16 protein-coding genes are annotated in these 19,988 nt (G+C 35.7%); 1 reads left to right on the top strand and 15 read right to left on the bottom strand.

All coding sequences use genetic code 11. The features are described from left to right. Nucleotides 1-257: 257 nt before the first annotated feature. Nucleotides 258-1,478, top strand: a complete 1,221-nt coding sequence (locus ABD792_RS12845) for a 3-oxoacyl-[acyl-carrier-protein] synthase III C-terminal domain-containing protein (protein ID WP_345006628.1) — start codon at nt 258-260, stop codon at nt 1,476-1,478. 198 nt (nt 1,479-1,676) lie between these two features. On the opposite strand, the gene ABD792_RS12840 is transcribed toward ABD792_RS12845, so the two are convergent. The 15 genes from ABD792_RS12840 to ABD792_RS12770 form a co-directional block, all read right to left on the bottom strand. Next, nucleotides 1,677-2,939, bottom strand: a complete 1,263-nt coding sequence (locus tag ABD792_RS12840; protein ID WP_345006627.1) for a right-handed parallel beta-helix repeat-containing protein — start codon at nt 2,937-2,939, stop codon at nt 1,677-1,679. 341 nt (nt 2,940-3,280) lie between these two features. Further along, the gene (locus tag ABD792_RS12835; protein WP_345006626.1) at nt 3,281-4,180 is read right to left on the bottom strand and encodes a sugar phosphate isomerase/epimerase family protein; all 900 of its coding nucleotides are present in this window, start codon (nt 4,178-4,180) and stop codon (nt 3,281-3,283) included. 139 nt (nt 4,181-4,319) lie between these two features. Beyond that, nucleotides 4,320-5,744, bottom strand: coding sequence for a sulfatase-like hydrolase/transferase (locus tag ABD792_RS12830; RefSeq protein WP_345006625.1), 1,425 nt, complete (start codon nt 5,742-5,744; stop codon nt 4,320-4,322). 124 nt (nt 5,745-5,868) lie between these two features. Beyond that, nucleotides 5,869-7,665, bottom strand: coding sequence for a RagB/SusD family nutrient uptake outer membrane protein (locus tag ABD792_RS12825; protein ID WP_345006624.1), 1,797 nt, complete (start codon nt 7,663-7,665; stop codon nt 5,869-5,871). A 10-nt stretch (nt 7,666-7,675) separates the two neighbouring features. Continuing rightward, entirely contained in the window at nt 7,676-11,221 is a 3,546-nt protein-coding gene (locus ABD792_RS12820; protein ID WP_345006623.1) for a TonB-dependent receptor, read from the bottom strand. A gap of 98 nt (nt 11,222-11,319) precedes the next feature. Further along, nucleotides 11,320-12,273, bottom strand: a complete 954-nt coding sequence (locus ABD792_RS12815; RefSeq protein WP_345006622.1) for a FecR family protein — start codon at nt 12,271-12,273, stop codon at nt 11,320-11,322. Nucleotides 12,274-12,351: 78 nt separating this feature from the next. Further along, the gene (locus tag ABD792_RS12810; protein ID WP_345006621.1) at nt 12,352-12,921 is read right to left on the bottom strand and encodes an RNA polymerase sigma-70 factor; all 570 of its coding nucleotides are present in this window, start codon (nt 12,919-12,921) and stop codon (nt 12,352-12,354) included. A 124-nt stretch (nt 12,922-13,045) separates the two neighbouring features. Then, nucleotides 13,046-14,389 (bottom strand): GntP family permease, encoded by a 1,344-nt coding sequence (locus ABD792_RS12805; protein ID WP_345006620.1) that lies wholly within the window; start codon nt 14,387-14,389, stop codon nt 13,046-13,048. Beyond that, entirely contained in the window at nt 14,386-15,789 is a 1,404-nt protein-coding gene (gene gndA, locus ABD792_RS12800) for an NADP-dependent phosphogluconate dehydrogenase (RefSeq protein WP_345006619.1), read from the bottom strand. The genes ABD792_RS12805 and gndA overlap by 4 nt, the downstream gene beginning before the upstream one ends. After that, on the bottom strand, nt 15,782-16,288 hold the full coding sequence (locus ABD792_RS12795) for a gluconokinase (RefSeq protein WP_345006618.1): 507 nt from the start codon (nt 16,286-16,288) through the stop codon (nt 15,782-15,784). Before ABD792_RS12795 ends, gndA begins: the two co-directional genes overlap by 8 nt. Before the next feature lie 166 nt (nt 16,289-16,454). Beyond that, nucleotides 16,455-16,892 (bottom strand): DUF4412 domain-containing protein, encoded by a 438-nt coding sequence (locus ABD792_RS12790; protein WP_345006617.1) that lies wholly within the window; start codon nt 16,890-16,892, stop codon nt 16,455-16,457. A 6-nt stretch (nt 16,893-16,898) separates the two neighbouring features. Next, nucleotides 16,899-17,384: a hypothetical protein gene (locus ABD792_RS12785; RefSeq protein ID WP_345006616.1), complete on the bottom strand. Its 486-nt coding sequence runs from the start codon at nt 17,382-17,384 to the stop codon at nt 16,899-16,901. A gap of 5 nt (nt 17,385-17,389) precedes the next feature. Beyond that, the gene (locus tag ABD792_RS12780) at nt 17,390-18,283 is read right to left on the bottom strand and encodes a hypothetical protein (RefSeq protein ID WP_345006615.1); all 894 of its coding nucleotides are present in this window, start codon (nt 18,281-18,283) and stop codon (nt 17,390-17,392) included. An 80-nt stretch (nt 18,284-18,363) separates the two neighbouring features. Further along, the gene (locus tag ABD792_RS12775; protein ID WP_345006614.1) at nt 18,364-18,801 is read right to left on the bottom strand and encodes a protease inhibitor I42 family protein; all 438 of its coding nucleotides are present in this window, start codon (nt 18,799-18,801) and stop codon (nt 18,364-18,366) included. Nucleotides 18,802-18,861: 60 nt separating this feature from the next. Then, nucleotides 18,862-19,986, bottom strand: coding sequence for a C1 family peptidase (locus tag ABD792_RS12770; RefSeq protein ID WP_345006613.1), 1,125 nt, complete (start codon nt 19,984-19,986; stop codon nt 18,862-18,864). Nucleotides 19,987-19,988: the final 2 nt, after the last annotated feature.

Here is a 19,988-nt window from a genome sequence, read left to right as displayed (position 1 = left end):
CACTTGTGGGAGAGTAGGTCGTCGCCTTTTTTAGAAATCCCGTTCCATATCAATTGGAACGGGATTTTTTTGTTTTTATACCCTTAAAGGAAACGGACGAAAACCAGTGAGATAGGACTATGGATATCTCTATAGTTTTTATAATCCAGAGGCATTATAGATGTAAGAATAATACTAATTATCTAAAAATCAGTCTGTTAAATTCATATGGTAAGGCATTATTACTTAACTTTGTATAATGACTAAACTATATTGATATGAACTCCATTATACTTTCTAACTTTCACCCTATTGTGGTAGGAAAGTTGATTAATCAAAAAAGAATAAATCAATACACAAAATTTTTATACCATCATTTCCAGAATCATCCTGTAATTGTTGAAAAAGAGGGGAAAGCTGATAGAGATCTTGTTAGTTTTGAAGAGATATCTGAGCATGTCGATAAGTATGCGGTTTCTTCTAAAAATATAGAGAAGCGACAGGTATTGATTTTTGACGAGGTAGAGTCTTTTATTGTTAAGGATATGGATAGTACGGATCCTTCTAACTATGTTTTTCCTGAGGGGTTTGAAGTGTTACCAGAAAGTCATTATGGTCCTAAGATAGAGGTGCGTATGGATTGGTTTAAGGTTAAAATGGGGTATGTTTTTGATAAGTTTTATGAATTATCGCATGGTAAACCCGAAAATATTATTCATGTTACTTGCTCTGGGTATTCTTCTCCAAGTTTGGCACAAGAAGCCGTAATTAAACGCAATTGGGAAAATGTAAAGGTAACCCATTCTTATCATATGGGCTGTTATGGTGCTTTCCCTGCTATTAGAACTGGTTCTGGTTTGTTATGTTATAGTAAGGATAAAGGAAGAGTTGATATAGTGCATACGGAGTTGCTTTCAGTTCATTTGAATTTAACTGAATTTTCTGCAGCAAATACAATGATTTGTTCGTTGTTTTCTGATGGGTTTATAGGATATTCTTTGTACGATGAGACTAATTTTTATAAGGATACAAATTTACACAAGAAGGTAGGTTTAAAAATTTTAGCTTCCCATGAGGTTATTATTCCTGATTCTCTTGAAGATATGACATGGGACTTGGGAGAATATAGTTTTTTAATGACTCTGTCAAAGCGTGTTCCTGTATTCATTAAAAAGAACGTAAAGGAGTTTATCTCTTTTATGTGTAATAAGATCAATCTAAATTTTGAAGAAGAGAAAGCAGCAATGTATTTTGCGATACACCCTGGAGGCCCAAAAATTATTGATTATGTAGTTAGGGAATTAGATATTGATAAAAAACAGGCGCAGTGGTCTTATGAGGTTCTAAAGCATAATGGAAACATGTCATCTGCAACGATTCCTCATATCTTCAATGAGATTGTAAACGATCCCAATATAAAGCCTAATACAAAAGTTATTGCAATAGCATTTGGGCCAGGCCTAACCGCAACGGGGTTGGTGCTCGAAAAAGTGGCTTAATAATGAATGGCTCCATAAAGAACTATAATTGATTTCGGATTATTTAGATATTTCAGTAAAAACAGTAGAAGGGCATATTACCAGAGCGTTTAAATTTTTGATGAAAAGACTTGAGGGAAGACAAGATGCTTACCTTTTTATTTTATTTGGTTTAAAGGGGCTCGTAGGTAATCCAAAAACTAATTACAGTACTTATAATTAATCTATTTCTATAGCTCCCAAATCTGGCAACCCTTTAATTGGGTTGCCGAGAATATCTTTAGGAGGGTTTAATGTTACTGTTATCCCAATAGAGTCATGAGGCAATTTGGGAATAATAAGGCCTTTATTTTTAACCAATCCCACGTTTTGAGGAATGTAGTCCTTAATGTCTCTTCCATTATTTTTATAGAAGTTGGGATCTCCAAATAGAGGCTTAGCATCTTGCAAAGGTTGGTTTATAGGCCAGCTTTTACCATGAAGGAATAGGTTATTCTTAAAAATCACATCGGTGGTTTCCCAGGCTCCTTCAGTTTCTGGATTGTATTGGTCTCCTTTTACAGCTATGGAAGCTCCTTTAATATGAAATATATTATTGGCAATTAAAATGCCTTTGGCTGCCCGGTCTATAGCTATTTTGGCAACAATGTTTTTTGAGACGTAAATGGTATTGTTATAAATATAACTGTTAAATGGCCCTTTTCTTTTAACCTTACGACCATTATATCCACTCAACCACAAAATTTTTCCTTCTTGGAAGGCACCGTTTTCTCCTTTCACACGATACCCGTCATTTATACTAATATTGTAGCGGTACGCGCAGTTATAATTGTTTCCTAGAATTTCACAGAATCCTCCTGCATTATTAGCGCTGAAATTGTATTGTAGGATGATATTACTACAGTTAAAATCGATGTGTGCCCCTGCCGAGTCCCCTGGTCCATTAGCGTCCATAAATCTGTTTTTTTCTATTAAAATGTTTGATGATCCCCAAGTCCAAAGACCACTACCGCGTCCCCATTTTCTTGAATCGTCATTGCTGCCAGATCTATCTACTATATTTTCGAAAATATGACCATTGGAAACCCCAGACATCTGGATGCCCGGACCACCGATATTATTAATTTTATTATTGGAAATCTGAAAATCTGTTAGGCCAAAGTTATTATCGTTGGATCTAACAGTTAGCTTAATGCCGGTATGACTTACATTTTCTATAATTGAAGAGTCTATTGAGACATGTTTAAAGTATGCCGCATCCAGATTGTTTATAAAGCGAATGCCCCATCCGTAGTTTTGAATGCCATTGGGTGTTCTTACTTCCTCTTTAGGTCGAATATACCCTTCTTTTTCAAAGAAAATATTGCTTACGTGTATGTTCTTTAATTTAATATGCTCATAGATTCCCGGTTTTGTGGTCTTAACCAATATACCACAGCGTATATATTTGTAATTTTTGCCGATTATTGTAGAATCTTTCACGCCTTTTGTAACTGCGAGATTACTAACTTCAATAAAGGAGGCATTTTCAATTTTTATGCCTCCTACAATTTGGGGTGGTGTGCTTGATTTTTTATGTTTTGGGAGATAACTTAAAATTTTAACAGGATCAGTTTGGCTACCATTTATATTTTTTAGAGTTATGTTTCCGGTAAAGGTTTGTCCTTGTGCTAGGTAAACATGGTCTCCGGGGATTAGTTTAATACTGTTAAGTTTCGAAATACTACGCCACGGTTTATCTTTAGAAGTTCCGCTATTGTTATCGTTACCCGTTTGGGAGTTGTTAAAAATAATGAACTTACTTTTTATACCTTTTATAAAATTTACCGCTTTTTTTCTAAAAAATGTTTGTAATTAGCCCTTAACCTTTTCCAACACATAGCTTTTTCCTCAAAGGTACCAGCAGATTCAAAAAGGAAGGGACCATTGTACCCAACAGAAACCAAACCATCAATCAACTGAGACCAATCTATTACACCTTTCCCTGGTAACCAATGGCGTTCATTAATACGATCGTAGTCCGCAACGTGTAATGTTACAACATACGATCCTATTTTCTTTACAAATTCTTCATGTGTTTCATGGAGTAAATGGTTTGTGTCAAAGCAAACTTTTAAACTCTTAACATCTAATAGAAATAACAAATCCTTAGTAGTGTTTCCTAAACATTGTCTGGGCAAACACTCAATAGCAAGTTCAGCATTATATCTTGCTGTTACCTTAACCAATTTTTCAAGTGACGATTTACAAGCTATTAATCTTGCCTCCCTTTGTTCTTCTGTTACTTTTCCAAAACCTGGATGCATTACGAATTTTTCTGGTTCTAATTTTTCACAAACCGATATAATCTTTGTTACTTCTTCAATAGCAATTTTTCTTAAAGAGTCATTTGTAACAGAAACGTCAATCCCATTTCCGTAGGGTATATGAACTGACCATACATTAATATTATTGTTCTTAAGTAACGGTAACACAGAGTCAATTTTGGCTAGGGCTTTATTAATCTCCTCATCAGTTCTCATTCTCCCAATGCCAAACTCAACATCAGTTATTCCAGCATTTTTTAAGTCTATTATCGTTTTTTCGTTCAATTTCATTAGATTAGTCGACGTACCTAATCGCCAATTTTCAACAGTTGTTATTTTATCTTTTATTGTTTTACAGCTGAACGATAATATTAAAACGCCTATTGAAAGTAACTTAAATGATATAATTTTATTCATAATTATAATGTTATTTTTATTCATCTTAATGAAATAATTTTCATTTGTTTTAGTTATATAAAGAACCTATTTTCTTTTTTTGACCGCTATATTAATTTGAGAAGTAGAAACAATTTTTGGTCAAATATTAAAGATTTTATTAATATTTTTCCCCATTGACAAAGCGGTTAGGGTGTTCCTGGTTATACATTTTATTATGCTTTAATCCCAAAAATACAGGATCTATATTGGTACTGTTCCATTGGTCATGTTTGTTTTTAAGATCAAGTCTCAAAGAATCATTGTCTATCGAGTTAGTTTCACTAATGTCATTGGCTAAATTGTATAAACCAATGTCCCCTTTTTTATCTTTTACAAGTTTTATGTCACCTTGTCTAATAGAAAAGGCTTCGGCGTCAAAGTGTCTCCAAAATAAATGCTTATGGGGTACGCTTTTATCCTGTCCTTTTAAATAGGGGATAAGATTCGTGCCATCTACTTCATTTTTTGGTGATATACCAGCTAAGGCCACGGCAGTAGCAAAAATATCCAATGATATGACTGGGTTGTTGTATACCTTTCCAGCTGGGATCGTTCCTGTCCATTGTACGGCAAAAGGTACGCGAATGCCTCCTTCATGCAAAGAACCTTTTCCTTCCCTTAGTTCGCCGTTATTAGCACCGTGTTGTTCGGGTCCTCCATTATCCGAAAGGAAGAACACTATGGTATTGTTTTCTATATTCAGTTCTTTTAATTTGTTCAATAAATTCCCTACACCATCATCTACAGCACTTACCATAGCGGCATAGGTTTTACGTTTTTTATCTTTTATATCTGGATATCTTGATAAATATTTTTCTGTTGCTTGTAATGGTGTATGGGGCGCATTATAGGCTAGGTAAAGAAAAAATGGGGTTTCGGCATGACGCTCTACAAAGCTCACCGCTTCTCTGGATAAGGCATCGGTTAAATATTCGTTTTCCTCCACACGTTCATTATTACGTAATAGTTTGGTATTATAAGCATCGCCTTGTGAGGTGACTTCTGATATATCTTGTCGAATCCATTGTTCAGGGAAATATTTGTGTCCTCCTGTTAAAAAACCAAAGAACTCATTAAACCCTCTTTTAAGTGGCCGTTGCGATTCGTGAGCTCCTAAATGCCATTTACCAATAGCCATGTTTTGATACCCAGATTTACCTAATGCATCTGCAAGAGTTTCCTCAGATGTAGGCAAGCCCTGTAAGGAGTCTTTAGGAGCAAAAAGAGGATTACGACTAAAACCAAATCTGCCTTGGTAGCGTCCAGTAATAAGTCCAGCTCTACTGGGACCACATACGGCGTAACTTACATAACCGTTTGTAAAAATGGTACCATTGTTGGCCAATTGATCGATGTTAGGCGTTTTGATATCCTTACTACCATTAAAGCCCACATCGTTGTATCCCAGATCGTCTGCCAAAATAACAATAACGTTAGGTTTAATTGGAGGTGTAGAAGGAGAGGAGTTCTCTTCTTTTTCTTTGGTCTTACAGTTGCACAACAATAAGAAGATGAGGGGAACCAGAAAATAGTTTAGTTTCATTGTAAAAAGTTTATTAATTGTATTATTGTCGGTAAGTGTTCGTCTCCTGTGGTTTGCAGTATGTATAAAATCACTATTGTTTATAAAAACAGGCGAAGTCTATTAGACTTCGCCTGTTTTACTGTTATTCATATCCTGGATTTTCTTTTATCCTAGTATCTGCAATACGGGAAAGACCAAAAGCATAATAATAATTTCTTTCGGTATGAGACCTTACTCTACCCTTATCTCCATTGGCTATTGCAATGGTATAAGTATTATTGTCATAATCATACCTAAAGTGCATTCTATTTTTTACTACGCCGTCTAATTCTTGAACGGCAGTTCTCCAACGTCTCAAATCCCAAAACACTTGCGATTCAAATGCTAATTCACATCTTCTTTCCTGGCGAATTTTATCTTCTGTAATTTCAGATATTGACAGAGCAGGCATACTTGCACGATCCCTTAAATCGTTTATCATGGCCATCATATCTCCATTAGGGTCGCCCAGATAATATGCAGCTTCCACATAGTTTAGGTAAATCTCACCCAATCTAAACACAATGAAGTCACTTCCAGAAGTTTGATCTGCCAAATCTCCTAAGGTTTGGTCACAACGCTTTCTAATTTGCAATGCCGTGGGGTTATTTCCTGCGGAAATATTTCTTCTTGGCCCAGCACCTGGCCAGCCATTGGATCCAGGGATTATAAACGTATTACTTGTAGAACGTTTTTTAATGCCATCTTGAGGATCTGTATAATCTGTACTTCTATGATAGTAAACCTGCTGTCCACGCCACATGGTTCCTGGATAAAAGATGGAGGCACGCATACGGGGATCTCTTTGCTCGAAATACCAATCTGGATCTATTGTAGTAGCATCATCATACATGGCTCTATCTACTTTTCCTGAAGAGCCATCCATAAAGTCAAACTGTTCCAATGTCTCTAGGTACACAGGGAAATTAGAATTCCACCCAAAACCAAAGCCATCAGGATTGGTCAAATAGTCCCAAGAATGAGCCTTACCTGCTTCAACGTCCCATTCTTCTACAAAGATGGTCTCGGGATTGTTGTTCTCGTCCGTAAATAGTTTTTCAAAGTTAAGTGCTGGATCGCCTTCTTTGCGATATAGCGAATATGGTCCATTCTTCAATATCTCATTCGAGGCAGCTAATGATTTTTGATAATAACTATTAGCTTCGCTAGCAGGAAATCCTAATAACCCATCCAGTTGTTGGGTTCCAAATTGTGACACAGAGGCAGCATAAAGCATAGCTCTGCTCTTTAGAGCCAGTGACACCCAACGGTTAACTCGACCTTTTTCTGAGGTTGTTGGTAAAATGGCACTGATGGCGTCCATTTCCGTGCCTATAAAATCATATATTTCTTTTTCAGAATTACGGGAAACAAACAACTCTTCTTTAGTAGCTGTTGCTGGTAAAGCCTTTGTTACCAAAGGTACTCCTCCATAACGTTTAACCAGTTCAAAATAAGTCCAAGCCCTAACAAACCGGGCTTCGGCCACTTTAACTGCTGCAAAATCTTGATCTATTGCTGTAGATTGTGGTACTTTCTCGATAAAAACATTCATCTCCCTTATGGCTGCATAGGGCCAATAAGTTAATGACCTTGCCCCATTCTCATCGTATACAGGACCTATAACATCCCCAAAAGGTGCTTGCCAAGGCGCAAAATTACGGGATTCACCTCCATAAGCATTAATCAAATTTTGATTATAGTTAGATTGCCCTCCAGAGGGTTCAAACATAGCCCTTGCATAAATATCAGTTAAAAAAGCATTCACCAAATTCTCATCATCAAAAACCACGCTGTCCGAAATAATATCAGAGGGGGTCAAATCGAAAGGATCCTCACAAGCCGTGAAGAAGAGCCCTAAAAATAGAATCAAACTATAATAATTTATATATTTTTTCATAGTGTTTTTTTTAAAAAGTTATTCTCATTCCTAGTGAATAGTTACGTATTATCGGCAGATCCCTTGAAGGATTTCCTTCTGCAGACTCCGGGTCGAAAGAATTTTTATAAATCCCTAAATTGGTCAGTGTAAACAAGTTTTCGGCTCCGGTATAGAGTTGAAGATTTTTAATTCCTACTTTATTGATCACTTCTTTTGGTAGATTATAGCTAAGGTTTAAAGTTTTTAACCTTACAAAAGTGACATCCTTTCTCCAAAAATCTGAGTTTCTATCATTATTGGTACTTCCAGTAGCCGTAATGGCTGGCAATTGGGCATTCGGGTTTATATTTACATCCGGATTGTTAGGGTCTGGCTGCCATCTTAAGTTATAATGGTAGTCAAACGGTATGGAAGAGTTTGAAAAAGCCTTTCTTGCCGCTCCCGAAACATTCATACTAAATCGTGAAGCTCCTTGAAACAGCATGTCCAAACTAAACTGTTTGTATTTTGCCCCTAAGGCCAATCCAAAAATCATTTCAGGCAAACCACTATTGAAGGCGATTACGTCTTGATCCCTAAAGGTTATTTCTCCATCATCGTTTAAATCCTTATACTTAATATCTCCAGGGCGAAGAGATGCATTGCCCTGTTGATCCTGATCAATAGGGTGATTGTCTATTTCCTGCTGGGACATGAAAATACCATCTGAAAAATATCCAAAATTGCGATTCGCCCATTGACCTCGTCTGTCATTAATTCTTATTTGGTCTTCATCTGTAAATTCTTCCTGATCAAAAACTTTATCAAATTTTCTTCTCGTATAAGTAAAGTTAGGTGAGACATAAAGTTGTAAATCCCCAATAGTCTGTTGATAATTAAGTTTGACATCAATTCCTCTATTGTTTTCAGTGTTTAAATTAACCAAGGGTAGATTACCACCAAATGTGGAAGGTATTTCAGCTGTGTTTGGTCTGAGCAGGTTTCTTCGGTCTCTGTAAAAAACATCCGCTTCAAATTGTAATCTATTGTTAAAGAAATTTGCTTCAAGACCAACATTGTAGCTCGTAGCCTCTTCCCATGTCAAATCTGGATTAACTAATCCTAAAGTTCGGATGCCTTGATAAGTAGAACCATCAAACAGATAAGTTCCAGATAATCCATAACCAGTTAAATAATCAAAACCGCTCAGTCCCGATGCACGAGCATCTCCACTTTCTGAATAGGATAGCCTAAGCTTTAGATGATCAATCGTATTGCTGTCCTTTAAAAAATTTTCCTTAGACATTACCCATCCTGCTGAAAAACTAGGAAAGTACCCCCATCGTGCTGTTGGGGAGAATAGTACATCGCCATCAGCTCTAAAAGTGGCCTGGAATAAATAACGGTCTTTATATCTATAATCAAAACGTCCAACCAAACTTTTTGATCCCAAATCAGACCCAGAATAACCTCCAGTTGATTGAAAATCTGTATTTCCTACAAAAATTTCAGGAATAGCCGTTGTAAGCAATTCTTCCCTACCTGCTGATAAGAAGGAGAATTTTCGAGATCTGGTTTCCCCTAAAACAAGCCCTTTTACAAAATGATCTCCAAATTGCTTTTGGTATTCTAGCGAAATGAGAGGAAATATTTGATGGCGTCTAAACTGGTTCTCACTTACAGAAGTTATCGCTCCCTGAACTGCTTGGAGGATATAAGAACCATCTACTGGATTGTATTCTACAACAGGGTATTGTTTTACAAAATTTTTAGTGTTTCTTTGAAGGGTAATGACATTAAATTCGGTTTTTAGTTTTAATCCTTCTATTCCAAGAATTTTATATTCCAGTCCCAATTTCCCTGTAAACGTATTGTCGTACCTATTAGTGAAACCATATAATTCCTGACTGGTTCTGGCAACGGGATTTCTTTGTGAAAAACCTGAGTAGGCGGCACCTTGCGATGGATCAGGGAGCTCTGTAGGATAAATCGGTTGTGCCGTTGCCAAATCGTTAAAGATATTATTTACATCTGCTGCTCGAGTCCTAAAATCATGTCTAAAGGATAAGTCCAAATTAAAACGAAGACGCTTATTTACAGCAACATCTAAATTAGACCGTACATTATATCGGGAATAGTCATGATCCCTATTAGTGAAATAACTTTCCTGCTTAGTATATCCTGCAGATGTAAAATACTTGACATTTTCGCTACCTCCTGAAACAGAAACATTATGTTTTATAAGCGGGGCACCATTATTGATTAGAGCATCAATCCAATTACCCCCTTCATAACCAGGCGCACCAGATTGGTAATTTGCCAATTCCTCTGCCGTAAATTGCAAAACGCCACTACTATCTAGACCTGATAAGGTTGGCAATGGATCTTCTGATAGTCTCGCTGCTGCAGCGGCATCATTAAAATCGGATTCTCTTACCAACTCAACATACTTGCTGGCATCTACATGATCGAAAAAGGAAGTAGCCTCTTGAAGTGAAATAGAATTGCTGTATGTAATACTGGGAGCACCAGATTTCCCTCTTTTAGTAGTTACTAAAATTACTCCATTTGCTGCTCGAGAACCATAAACAGCCGCCGCCGCATCCTTTAAAACAGAAATTGTTTCTATTTCGTTAGGATCAATTCTGGTAAAGCCTCCGGCTAACTCTACTCCATCTACTAATATATATGGCGTTCCGAAACCTCGTATGCTAATATTAACGCCTTCAGAACCAGGAAGTCCAGAGCTTTGTTTAGTCACAATACCAGGAATTCTTCCTGTTAAGAGTGAAGCTGAGTTCGCAACCGGAACCAAATTAAGTTCTTCACTTTGAACAGTCCCTACCGATCCTGTAAGATTTATTTTTTTTTCTGTGCCATAACCAACTACAACGACTTCCTCTAACTCCGAAGCAGCTTCATCTAAAGTTACATTTATAGTAGATTGGTTATTAACAGCGATTTCTTTGGTTCCATATCCTATATACGAAAAGACCAATACGTCGTTTGGATTTTGCACATTAATGGAATAATTGCCATCAAAATCGGTTGTGGTTCCTAAGTTAGTCCCTTTTATAATGATACTCACGCCAGGTAAGGGCATACCAGTATTATCCGTTACGGTTCCCGAAATGCTTTGTTGTAATGATGAATTGATAAATTCATTGATCATTTCTAGGGTTAATGACGACACTATGGCCTCTTCACTGGACTTAAGAAGATTTTCGAGTTTCAGCCTTAGTTCTGGTTGGTTTTTTGGATATAAAATAATTTGATCTCTTAGAAAGCTGAAATCTATTTCAGTATCAATAAATAGCATTTTAAGAGCGTCCTTTAAATCTGTATTCTCAACATTTAAAGAGCGTTTTTTGTTCACATTAATAATGGAACTGTTGTAGAAAAAACTATAATTACTTTCTCCTTCGATCTTGTTTAATATAGTTTTGATTTTTTCATTTTTTGCATTTAAACTGATGCTCTGGGAATAGGCATCAACAGCAAAAATTTTGGTCAGAGAGATACAAATAAGTACTAAATAAATTTTCATAATCCGTACAATAGGGATTTTTGAAAAAAAGAGTGTCTTTTTTTTCATACTTTTGTGTGATTTTAATTGTTTAATTACTAAGTGATATGTGTGGTTAAATGATTTATTATATGAAGGTGAGTGTTGCAGCACTCACCTTTTTGCATTTATTTTTTAGGATTTAAGGTTATACGATTATTTTTAATGTGATAGGTAATGGGGGATGATATCTCGAATATCTCTAAAATTTGGTTGATACTGAAGTTGTCGAATACCCCATTATATTTATACTTATAAATGTCTTTGGATTCTACTATGAACGTCACATTATAAGCACGTTCAAGATCTCTTAATACCTGTGCCATAGGCGTTTCATTATAGATAAATTTATTCTCTTTCCAAGAGGTGAATTTTTTTGTGTCTACTTTTTCAACAATTATTTTATCTTTTTCTTTAATGTAAGTTGCTTGTTGCGAAGGAACTAAATCTATAGTTGTACTGTCTTGTTCTTTTATTACTTTCACTTTACCAGTTACCAAAGTCGTTTTGATATCCTTATCTTCTGCATAGGATTTAATATTAAAGGAAGTACCCAGTACTTTTATTTTCATCCCATTTTCAAGAGATACAATAAATGGCTTGTCTTGGTTTTTGGTAACCTCAAAAAAGGCTTCTCCTTTTAAAGTTACTTCCCGGGTATTACCAATAAAATGTTTGGGATAGGATAAAACACTATTTGCATTGAGGGTTACTTTTGTACTATCTTCAAGTAATATATACCTTTTTTCTGCCTTTTTTGTGGTAACAAGTGCTAGGGTGTTTTGTTCGTTTTCGTAGGTTGCAGGCTTGGAAATGTTAAAAGTCACAAAGGCTGCAATTAAAATAATTGCCGCAATGGCTATGCCACTGTAAATGAATTTTGTATGATTATTTGAAGGATTCTCTTGTTCGTAAATATTGTTGATGCTTACTTTGTTTAAGGAAGCAGCTACGTGTTTGGCTTTTAAAATTTCGTATTGTGCTCTCTTTTTGGGGTTTTTAAGAAGCCAATCAATAACTTCCTTTTCCCTCTCATTAGAAAGTTCACCTTTAATTAATTTATGTATATCTTTTTTACGCATTTGTACAAAGTAAATTTTACTCTATATTACTACATACGTAGATATAAGATACCATCCCCTAGTCGAAAATGATTTTTTTTATAAAAACGGTAAAAAGTCTTTAAGATGAATGCGTAAATGGCTTAAAGCTTTGGTAATATGGTTCTCTATTGTTTTTGTAGAGATATTCATTTCAGCCGATATTTCCTTGTGTTTTAATCCTTCAAAACGACTTTTAATAAAGATAAGCTGGCATTTTTTAGGCAAAAGGGCAATACTTTCCTCTATCTTTTTTTGAAGTTCTTTTTCAATAATGCGCGAAGCCGTTTCATTGGATAAGGCATTATAATTTAAAAGGTTTTTTTGCTGTAACAGGTTCGTTTCCAATGATAGTGTATGCTTTTTACTTCTTAAGAAGTCGAGGCATGTGTTTTTTACAATCCGGTATAAATATCCTGTTATATTGTCGTCAGTGTTTAACACATCTTTTTTACGCCATACTTTTATAAAAGCGTCTTGCAAAACTTCTTCTGCGTCTTCTTTTGTAGGGATATAGCTTAGTACAATTTTAAATAAAAGCGGGTAATGTAATTTGTATAGTAAATCAAATAAATCCTCAGATTCTGAAGGGTTTAAAGGAATAGTATTTTTTGATTTATCACCAGACACAATAAAGTATATTTGTACAATGATACAAAAATTAACATTAAGTTAAGAAAGATGATATTAATTTAAATATTTATTGTAGGAATATGATTCTAGGTATGTATCTTAAAATCTGGCATCAATAACTCTAGATCAATAATGACAAAACGAATGTACTCACTAATCCAATCAAAGCCAAAATCGTTGTCATCACCGTCCAGGATTTGAAGGTTTGCTTTTCGGAAAGCCCCAGATATTTACTAACCAGCCAAAAACCGCTATCATTAACATGGGACATGATTGTAGCTCCAGAAGCAATGGCAATGACCAATAAGGCCTTATGGGGTTCTGATAGTGAAGCATTAGTTATTAGGGGGGAAGTTAAACCAGCTGCAGTAATCATGGCAACTGTGGCTGAACCTTGGAGTATTCTAACAAGTGCTGCAGCAATGAAAGCAAATAGTAGTATATTGATACCTGCGTATGAAAAGTAATTAGCAAGCATAGTCCCAGTACCGGTGTTAACCAGCATTTGCTTAAAAACACCACCGGCTCCCGTTAGGAGTATAATAATTCCAGCAGGCCCCATGGATTGGGTTGTAATGTTTAAAAGTTTTTCTTTTGAAAAGCCTTTTAGGATACCCAAGGCATACCAAGCTATTAAATTGGCTATGATCAATGCGGAAAAGGGATGACCAATCATGGTTAACCAATGTGCTACTTTTTGGGGAAGTATGTTTTGACCAATCGGACTATTAAAAAGTGTGTTTAAAATAATTAAAACGATAGGAATGGCTATGATGCTTAGAATAAGGCGTACCGAAGGATAGGTTTTAAGGGCATCATTATCCATTTTTAATTTAGGAGCTTCTATATGAATGTGTTTAGCGATGTATTTGGCAAATATAGGCCCACATACTATAGCTGTTGGTATTCCTACAATAAATCCCATGAGAATAACCCAACCTAAATTGACTTTAATAATATCGGCAACAGCCACGGGACCCGGAGTAGGTGGAATGAATGAATGTGTAATTGCCAGTCCTGCCAATAGCGGAATACCGTATAAAAGTAGTGATTTACCGGTTTTTCTTTGTAGCGCATAAATCACTGGTACTAAAATAATGAATGCCACATCAAAGAAAACAGGAATGGCTACCAAAAAACCTGTTAACATCAATGCCCAAGAAGCGTATTTTTCTCCAAATTTGTTTACAAGGAATTTTGCCAAAGATTCGGCACCACCCGAGTGCTCCAAAATAGCACCAAACATAGCTCCTAAACCAACGACAACAGCAACAAAACCAAGGGTGTTGCCCATTCCTTCCTGTATGGTTTTAATAATAGATAAAGGAGCCATGCCAGATAGGACGCCAACGCTAATACTAGCTATAAGTAAAGCTATAAATGCTTGTATTTTAAAATAAAGAATAAGTACAAGTAAGATGATTATACCCGCTAGTACAGAGGATAATAAGGTTAAATCTATCATGGTTTATGCCAATTAGTATGAAAAAAGTCATGGATTGAAGCATCAATCCTTTGGTAGGTGTGCGCTCCAAAGTAATCTCTTTGTGCTTGAATTATATTGGCTGAAAGTCTTTCGGTTGTCATAGCAATCCAATAATTATTAGCAGCCGAAAACACATCTAAAGAAATCCTATTTGTTAGTCCATTAATAAGAGCAGATTTCACAGCTTGTTCGTTTGTCTTAAGTGTTTCAATAATGTTAGAATTTTCGAATAGATCATGATTGCCACTAAAATAAGAAATACAATTGCTCATTAATTCTGAACGAATGATGCAGCCATTGGTCCAAATTCTTGCAATTTCTGAAAGGTTAAGCTGCCATTTGTATAATTTAGAGGCTTCATTAAGTAAATGAAAGCCTTGTTGATGATTAATTATTCTGGCGAATTCATAGGCTTTTTTAATAGTGTTATTGTGAATGTTGCTATCTCTATCGCTTGGCTCTGTTATCAATTTAGATAATGCACTTCGCTTATCTTTAAAAGAAGAAATATAACGTGCAAATACGGCTGAAGCCATTATTGTGTTTACCGTACCAAGATCACAAGCGGCTTTGGTTGACCAAGAGCCTGTTCCTTTATTACCAGCTTTGTCCAAAATAAAATCAAGCACATATTGGTCTTCTTCTTTGAAGGCTAAAATGTCTGCTGTTATTTTTAATAAGTAGCTGTTTAAATTTCCCGAGTTCCATTCTATAAAGAGCTCTTTGATTTCTTCATTTGATCTTGTTAGAGACAAAAGTGCATATACTTCGGCCAGTAGTTGCATTTCTCCATATTCAATACCGTTATGTACCATCTTAACAAAGTGGCCAGATCCGTCTGGACCGATATAGGAACAGCATTTAGAGCCTCGTATATCGGTTGCTGCTATGGACTCTAATACAGGGGCTACTATGTTGTAACTTTGAAGGTCACCACCCGGCATTAACGAAGGACCTTTTCGAGCTCCTTCTTCTCCTCCCGAGATACCAAGGCCTATAAAATTCAATTTCTTCTCTTTTAAAAACAGCTGTCGCCTTTTGGTATCCTGATAATGAGAATTGCCACCGTCTATAAGAATATCCCCTTCTGAAAGTATGGGGGTCAGCGAATCAATAAGCTGATCGATAGCCTTACCAGCTTTAATCATTATTAATATTTTTCTGGGACGTTCTAAAGAATTTATAAATTCATTCAGACTGGTAAAGCCCTTAATCTGCATATGTTCTTCTTTCAGTTCAAGGAATTCATTTACTACTTTTTCTTCGCCTTCTATTGTTCGGTTGTATACGGATAGCGAATGTCCTTTTTCGGCAATATTTAAGCTTAAATTTTTGCCCATAACGCCCAGGCCAATGAGTCCGAAGCTAGATTTATTCATGTACAGCTATTTTTAATAAGATTGTATCAATAATGGTTTCTGGTGCATGTGCTATGTCAATATGTACACCATATTCAGGAATTTCCAGATCGTTAAATTGTGATTCTAATAAATCGGCTTTCATAAAATGACCTTCCCGTTGTTGCATTCTGGAAAAAATCAAGTCAAACGAGCCAGAAAGGTAAACCCATGTTACGCATGTTTTTGAAGACAATATGGTTCTGTAGGTTTCCTTTAAAGCGGAACAGGCTAGGATAGCCCCGCTAGTTTCAGACCATTCTTGTAAGGCTTTGGAAAGTGTTTCTAACCATGGCAAACGATCAGTGTCATTTAAGGCAACTCCTTGTTTCATTTTATTGATGTTTTCCTGAGAATGGAAATTATCGGCATCAAAAAAAGGAAGTTTTAATCTTTTTGATAGCAATTTACCTATGGTTGTTTTACCACATCCACTAACTCCCATAATGATAATAACAGTTTTGTCCTGTTGTATATCCATGTTGATACTATTCGAGGAATTAGCGTGTAAGATATAATTTTTTGAATATAATTACAATTTTTATATTTATGTTAAAATGGTTTGTACGGTAGGAGAATCAATGTGGGAATTGATCCAAAATGTACAAGAGATTTAATCAGTAATTTTATAGTCCCATTTTCATGAACTAATAGTCTTTTTTATGAAAGCTTGTTTGCTTCTCCTCAAGACTAATAGCTGTCATTTTCATGCTTTGCTTTTTTCTTTCACTAATAAACTCCAATTCCATAAGCAAAGCTTCTTCTTTTAGAATATCGAACAATTGGGGGTCGCTAAAGCCTTTAGGGGCAGCTTTTCCGGAAAAGGCGAAAAAGGCACTAAAGTTAACAGGGGCATCCAAAGTAAAATATAGAATAGCTTTTCCTTCATTATTTTCGAGTTCTATACCATAACATTCGTATCCTAATATGGTTTTTGTACCAATTTCTTTGTATTTATAGTTACGGTCTGCATCTTTTATTTGGGTTTTTGAAGGGGCTTTAAGTTTGGTGACCATTCCCATTTTTTGGTCGCCGTAATGGCTAAACATAACCATAGCTTCCGATTTAAAATCGAAAACCATCATAGCTTTTCATCTTGACTTTTTTATTTCTTCATTTTCTACGTCCATAGCATAGTAATCCTTATCTGTATTCAGAAAGAAATTCATGATGTAATCGGCATTGTCCGATTTTTTCTTACTCGTTATTTTCATGTTGGTTTTAAATTCCCAATCGAAAAGGTAAGCCTCGGGCAACGTCTCTACTTTACTATTGTTCAATCCCATTAAAGGCGTTGTGGTTGAGGAAGAAACTCTTTGCTGTGTTGATTGTATGGAATCGTTTACGGGCTCTATATTTTCTTCATTGTTATTGTCAACAGTTTTGGTTTTTTTGCCTTCCAAAGCACCATCAATGGTTTTTTCAGTTTTTTCGGTGACCTTTTCTTCTGTTTTTCTTAAAATAGTTTGCTCTGCCGCTTCTTGTGCTTTTCTTTTTAACTTCTTTAAAAATTGTGCTTCGGCTGTATGGCTAATACTTATAGTAAGTATAACCAATAGGATGTATTTAATTTTCATGGCCTTTATTTTTTCTGTTTGTCTTTTTTATTGTACTTCCAGGGCTCTAATCCTTTTTCTATGGGGAGGAGTTTCCCTAACGGACCTGGTATAATGGACTGTTCTACCGCATCGGGAATTTTTACGATACATTCTTTATAGGTGAATACAAATTTTCCTTTGGGTTCATCTTTAAATTGCGGATTGGTAGAGTTGATGTACAGCTCATTTAAACGGCCTTGTTCATCAAATTGTATATAGCTTCCGGGGTAATCTGGGAAGTTGTAGTTAAACCGAGTGCAATTGTCGGAACCATTACAGGGTACTTTTTCAGGAGTGTAAGAGGTATCTTGATTAAAGTGCTCTGGTTTATAGATAAATGCCATTTCAAGTATTAAGAAGTTAAGTCCTGAGCCTATAGATTCTAGTGCTTTAAAAGATTCAAAATAGGGTTGTTGTTGAAGTTTATATACTTGTGTTGTTAAACCGGCAGTCATAAAACCCATAGAACTTGAAGGTAACAACTTCATTGTTTCATAATACCCTTTCTCGTTGTTGTAGGCATAAAATTTCCCTGTGTCGTCATGATAAATGGGATCCTTGTTGTTTGCCTGTTCTGTACGCATGGCTATGGTTTCTGAATCAAAGAACGAGGTTTGAACTAATTGCCCATCATTGTATAAGGCCATAATAACATCTTTATTAAAGAAGTCTTTGGCTGAGCTTAGTTGTAGTTCTTCAATTTTTTTGTATTCAGGGCCTAAATTCGGATCATATGCCGTACTATCGTATTTTACTTCTTCACTTGTTTGTATGCCTTTTTCCTTGGCACGTTCTTTAAGTTTCTCTAGAAGTTGCGCTTCGGCACAAAAACTGAAAAGTAGCCCTGCAAGAAGTAAAAAATATACTTTGGATTTCATGATTTTTTTCAGTTTGTTTTTTTTGATGAAGACCAGTGAATTTATGAAAATATATTACTGTCTCCTTAATTATTATATTATCAATGGATTTTTAGGTTGATAGTACATGTCTTCTTTATTTCTTTTTCAAAAACTCTTTTATATTCCAAATGGATTATTTCTGTTCCTCTTCTTTTTGCTTCAAAGTAAAGCTCTTGGAAGTTGTCTTGTTCTAGTTCTATATATTTTAAAATGTCTTTTTTATGTGCTTTCAAGAGTGTAGAGGAATCTTTTTGAATCCATTCGTACCCTGTTACCGGAACAGCCTCTAGCTGCATTTCGATGATTGATCCCTTGGCTACTTTTATACTTTCTTGACATCCATTAAAAACCAGAGTATCGCTATTTTGAACCAATAACGGGTCATTATTGGCATATTTTTTACGGTTGTTACATGCTATGATTAACCAGAAGAAACTAGCAACAAGTAAATATTTTAAAATATGTGTGCTTAACATGGTATCCAGTTTGTTAATCAAATGAGTTAACTATGTCAACTCATTTGATTTTTAATTTTAATTGAATTTCTTTCTATCAGATTAGTTTTGTATTTTATTTGGATAAACCCAACAAACCCTTTTTCTTCCAATATTACATTGATCATATCCAACATATGCATAACCTCCATAAGGTCCCCAGTTAGTACCCCAAGAATTTTTAATGATCCAGGCATTTAAGTTATCACACCAGCCTACAATAATCACAGCATGGTCTGTTTCTGTTGAGTTAGATGGGTATCCATTGTACACGCCACCACCATAGCTAAAAAATGAGCTTAAACCAGCTTTCATAGAAGTTGTTACGGCACCAAATAAATTTATTAAAGCCTTTATTTCACTTACAGTAGGAAACCTGCCAGCAGGGTTAAATGTTCCAAAACTTCCAGCCTTTACAGCATAAGAGTTGCTGTTACATGGCGAACTGGTTGCAGTATAACGGTAATATGGTTCTAATGTTACGCCATGCCATTTTATATAATCTAATGCTCTATTGGTATAACCACCTGAACAACTCCCTGCATCAAGTCCCGAACTTGTTTTACCACAAGCTAGAATTTGTTGTTCTGACAAATCTACTGGAGAACTAACACTACCATAGAATTTGTTGTATGAATGTTCAAAAGCAGCCGCCGCGGCAAATGCCCAACAGCTACCACAACTAGACTGATTTCTCACTGGAGTTAGAATACTTTTGTTCCAACTGCAGCTAAGAAACGGGTCAAGCGTTAGTGTGTTAATTGAAATAGAGTAATTTGTAAAGGAATAAGAAGATGCATCCAAACCAGCGTCCTTGAACCCTTGCAATATTTTTTTTTCGTTTTTTTTGTTTTCTAGGTTTTGCTTTTTCATGAAGTCTTCATCTTGCTTATTCATAGGCATTAACCCCAATAGCTCTTTAGGGTTTTTGTTTAAAACTTCATTGGGAGCAAGTTCGAATGTAGGATTCTTAATTTTTTTTAATTCGTTCTTTGCCTTTTCGTATTCAGCTTTCCCTTTTTTGTTAAGCTTATCAAGGTTTTTAGCCATTTCTGCTTTGGATTTTACTTTGAATACGCCATTATTTTTATCTTCAAGTGGGCTGTTGCCTTGAGAGAATCCTGGAGTTGCCCACAGAAATAAAATTAATACTGAGGCTGCTGCTAAAATAAGTTTTGATGTTTTCATGA

Source organism: Snuella lapsa (genome assembly GCF_039539345.1).
GTDB lineage: Bacteria > Bacteroidota > Bacteroidia > Flavobacteriales > Flavobacteriaceae > Snuella > Snuella lapsa.
This window is presented reverse-complemented; position numbering and strand designations above follow the sequence as displayed.

What these genes read in the sequence shown, in the direction of transcription:
- ABD792_RS12845 (WP_345006628.1), top strand. Translation starts at nt 258, where the DNA reads ATGAACTCCATTATACTTTCTAACTTTCACCCTATTGTGGTAGGAAAG.
- ABD792_RS12835 (WP_345006626.1), bottom strand. Translation starts at nt 4,180, where the DNA reads ATGAATAAAATTATATCATTTAAGTTACTTTCAATAGGCGTTTTAATA.
- ABD792_RS12830 (WP_345006625.1), bottom strand. Translation starts at nt 5,744, where the DNA reads ATGAAACTAAACTATTTTCTGGTTCCCCTCATCTTCTTATTGTTGTGC.
- ABD792_RS12825 (WP_345006624.1), bottom strand. Translation starts at nt 7,665, where the DNA reads ATGAAAAAATATATAAATTATTATAGTTTGATTCTATTTTTAGGGCTC.
- ABD792_RS12820 (WP_345006623.1), bottom strand. Translation starts at nt 11,221, where the DNA reads ATGAAAAAAAAGACACTCTTTTTTTCAAAAATCCCTATTGTACGGATT.
- ABD792_RS12815 (WP_345006622.1), bottom strand. Translation starts at nt 12,273, where the DNA reads ATGCGTAAAAAAGATATACATAAATTAATTAAAGGTGAACTTTCTAAT.
- ABD792_RS12805 (WP_345006620.1), bottom strand. Translation starts at nt 14,389, where the DNA reads ATGATAGATTTAACCTTATTATCCTCTGTACTAGCGGGTATAATCATC.
- gndA (WP_345006619.1), bottom strand. Translation starts at nt 15,789, where the DNA reads ATGAATAAATCTAGCTTCGGACTCATTGGCCTGGGCGTTATGGGCAAA.
- ABD792_RS12795 (WP_345006618.1), bottom strand. Translation starts at nt 16,288, where the DNA reads ATGGATATACAACAGGACAAAACTGTTATTATCATTATGGGAGTTAGT.
- ABD792_RS12790 (WP_345006617.1), bottom strand. Translation starts at nt 16,892, where the DNA reads ATGATGGTTTTCGATTTTAAATCGGAAGCTATGGTTATGTTTAGCCAT.
- ABD792_RS12785 (WP_345006616.1), bottom strand. Translation starts at nt 17,384, where the DNA reads ATGAAAATTAAATACATCCTATTGGTTATACTTACTATAAGTATTAGC.
- ABD792_RS12780 (WP_345006615.1), bottom strand. Translation starts at nt 18,283, where the DNA reads ATGAAATCCAAAGTATATTTTTTACTTCTTGCAGGGCTACTTTTCAGT.
- ABD792_RS12770 (WP_345006613.1), bottom strand. Translation starts at nt 19,986, where the DNA reads ATGAAAACATCAAAACTTATTTTAGCAGCAGCCTCAGTATTAATTTTA.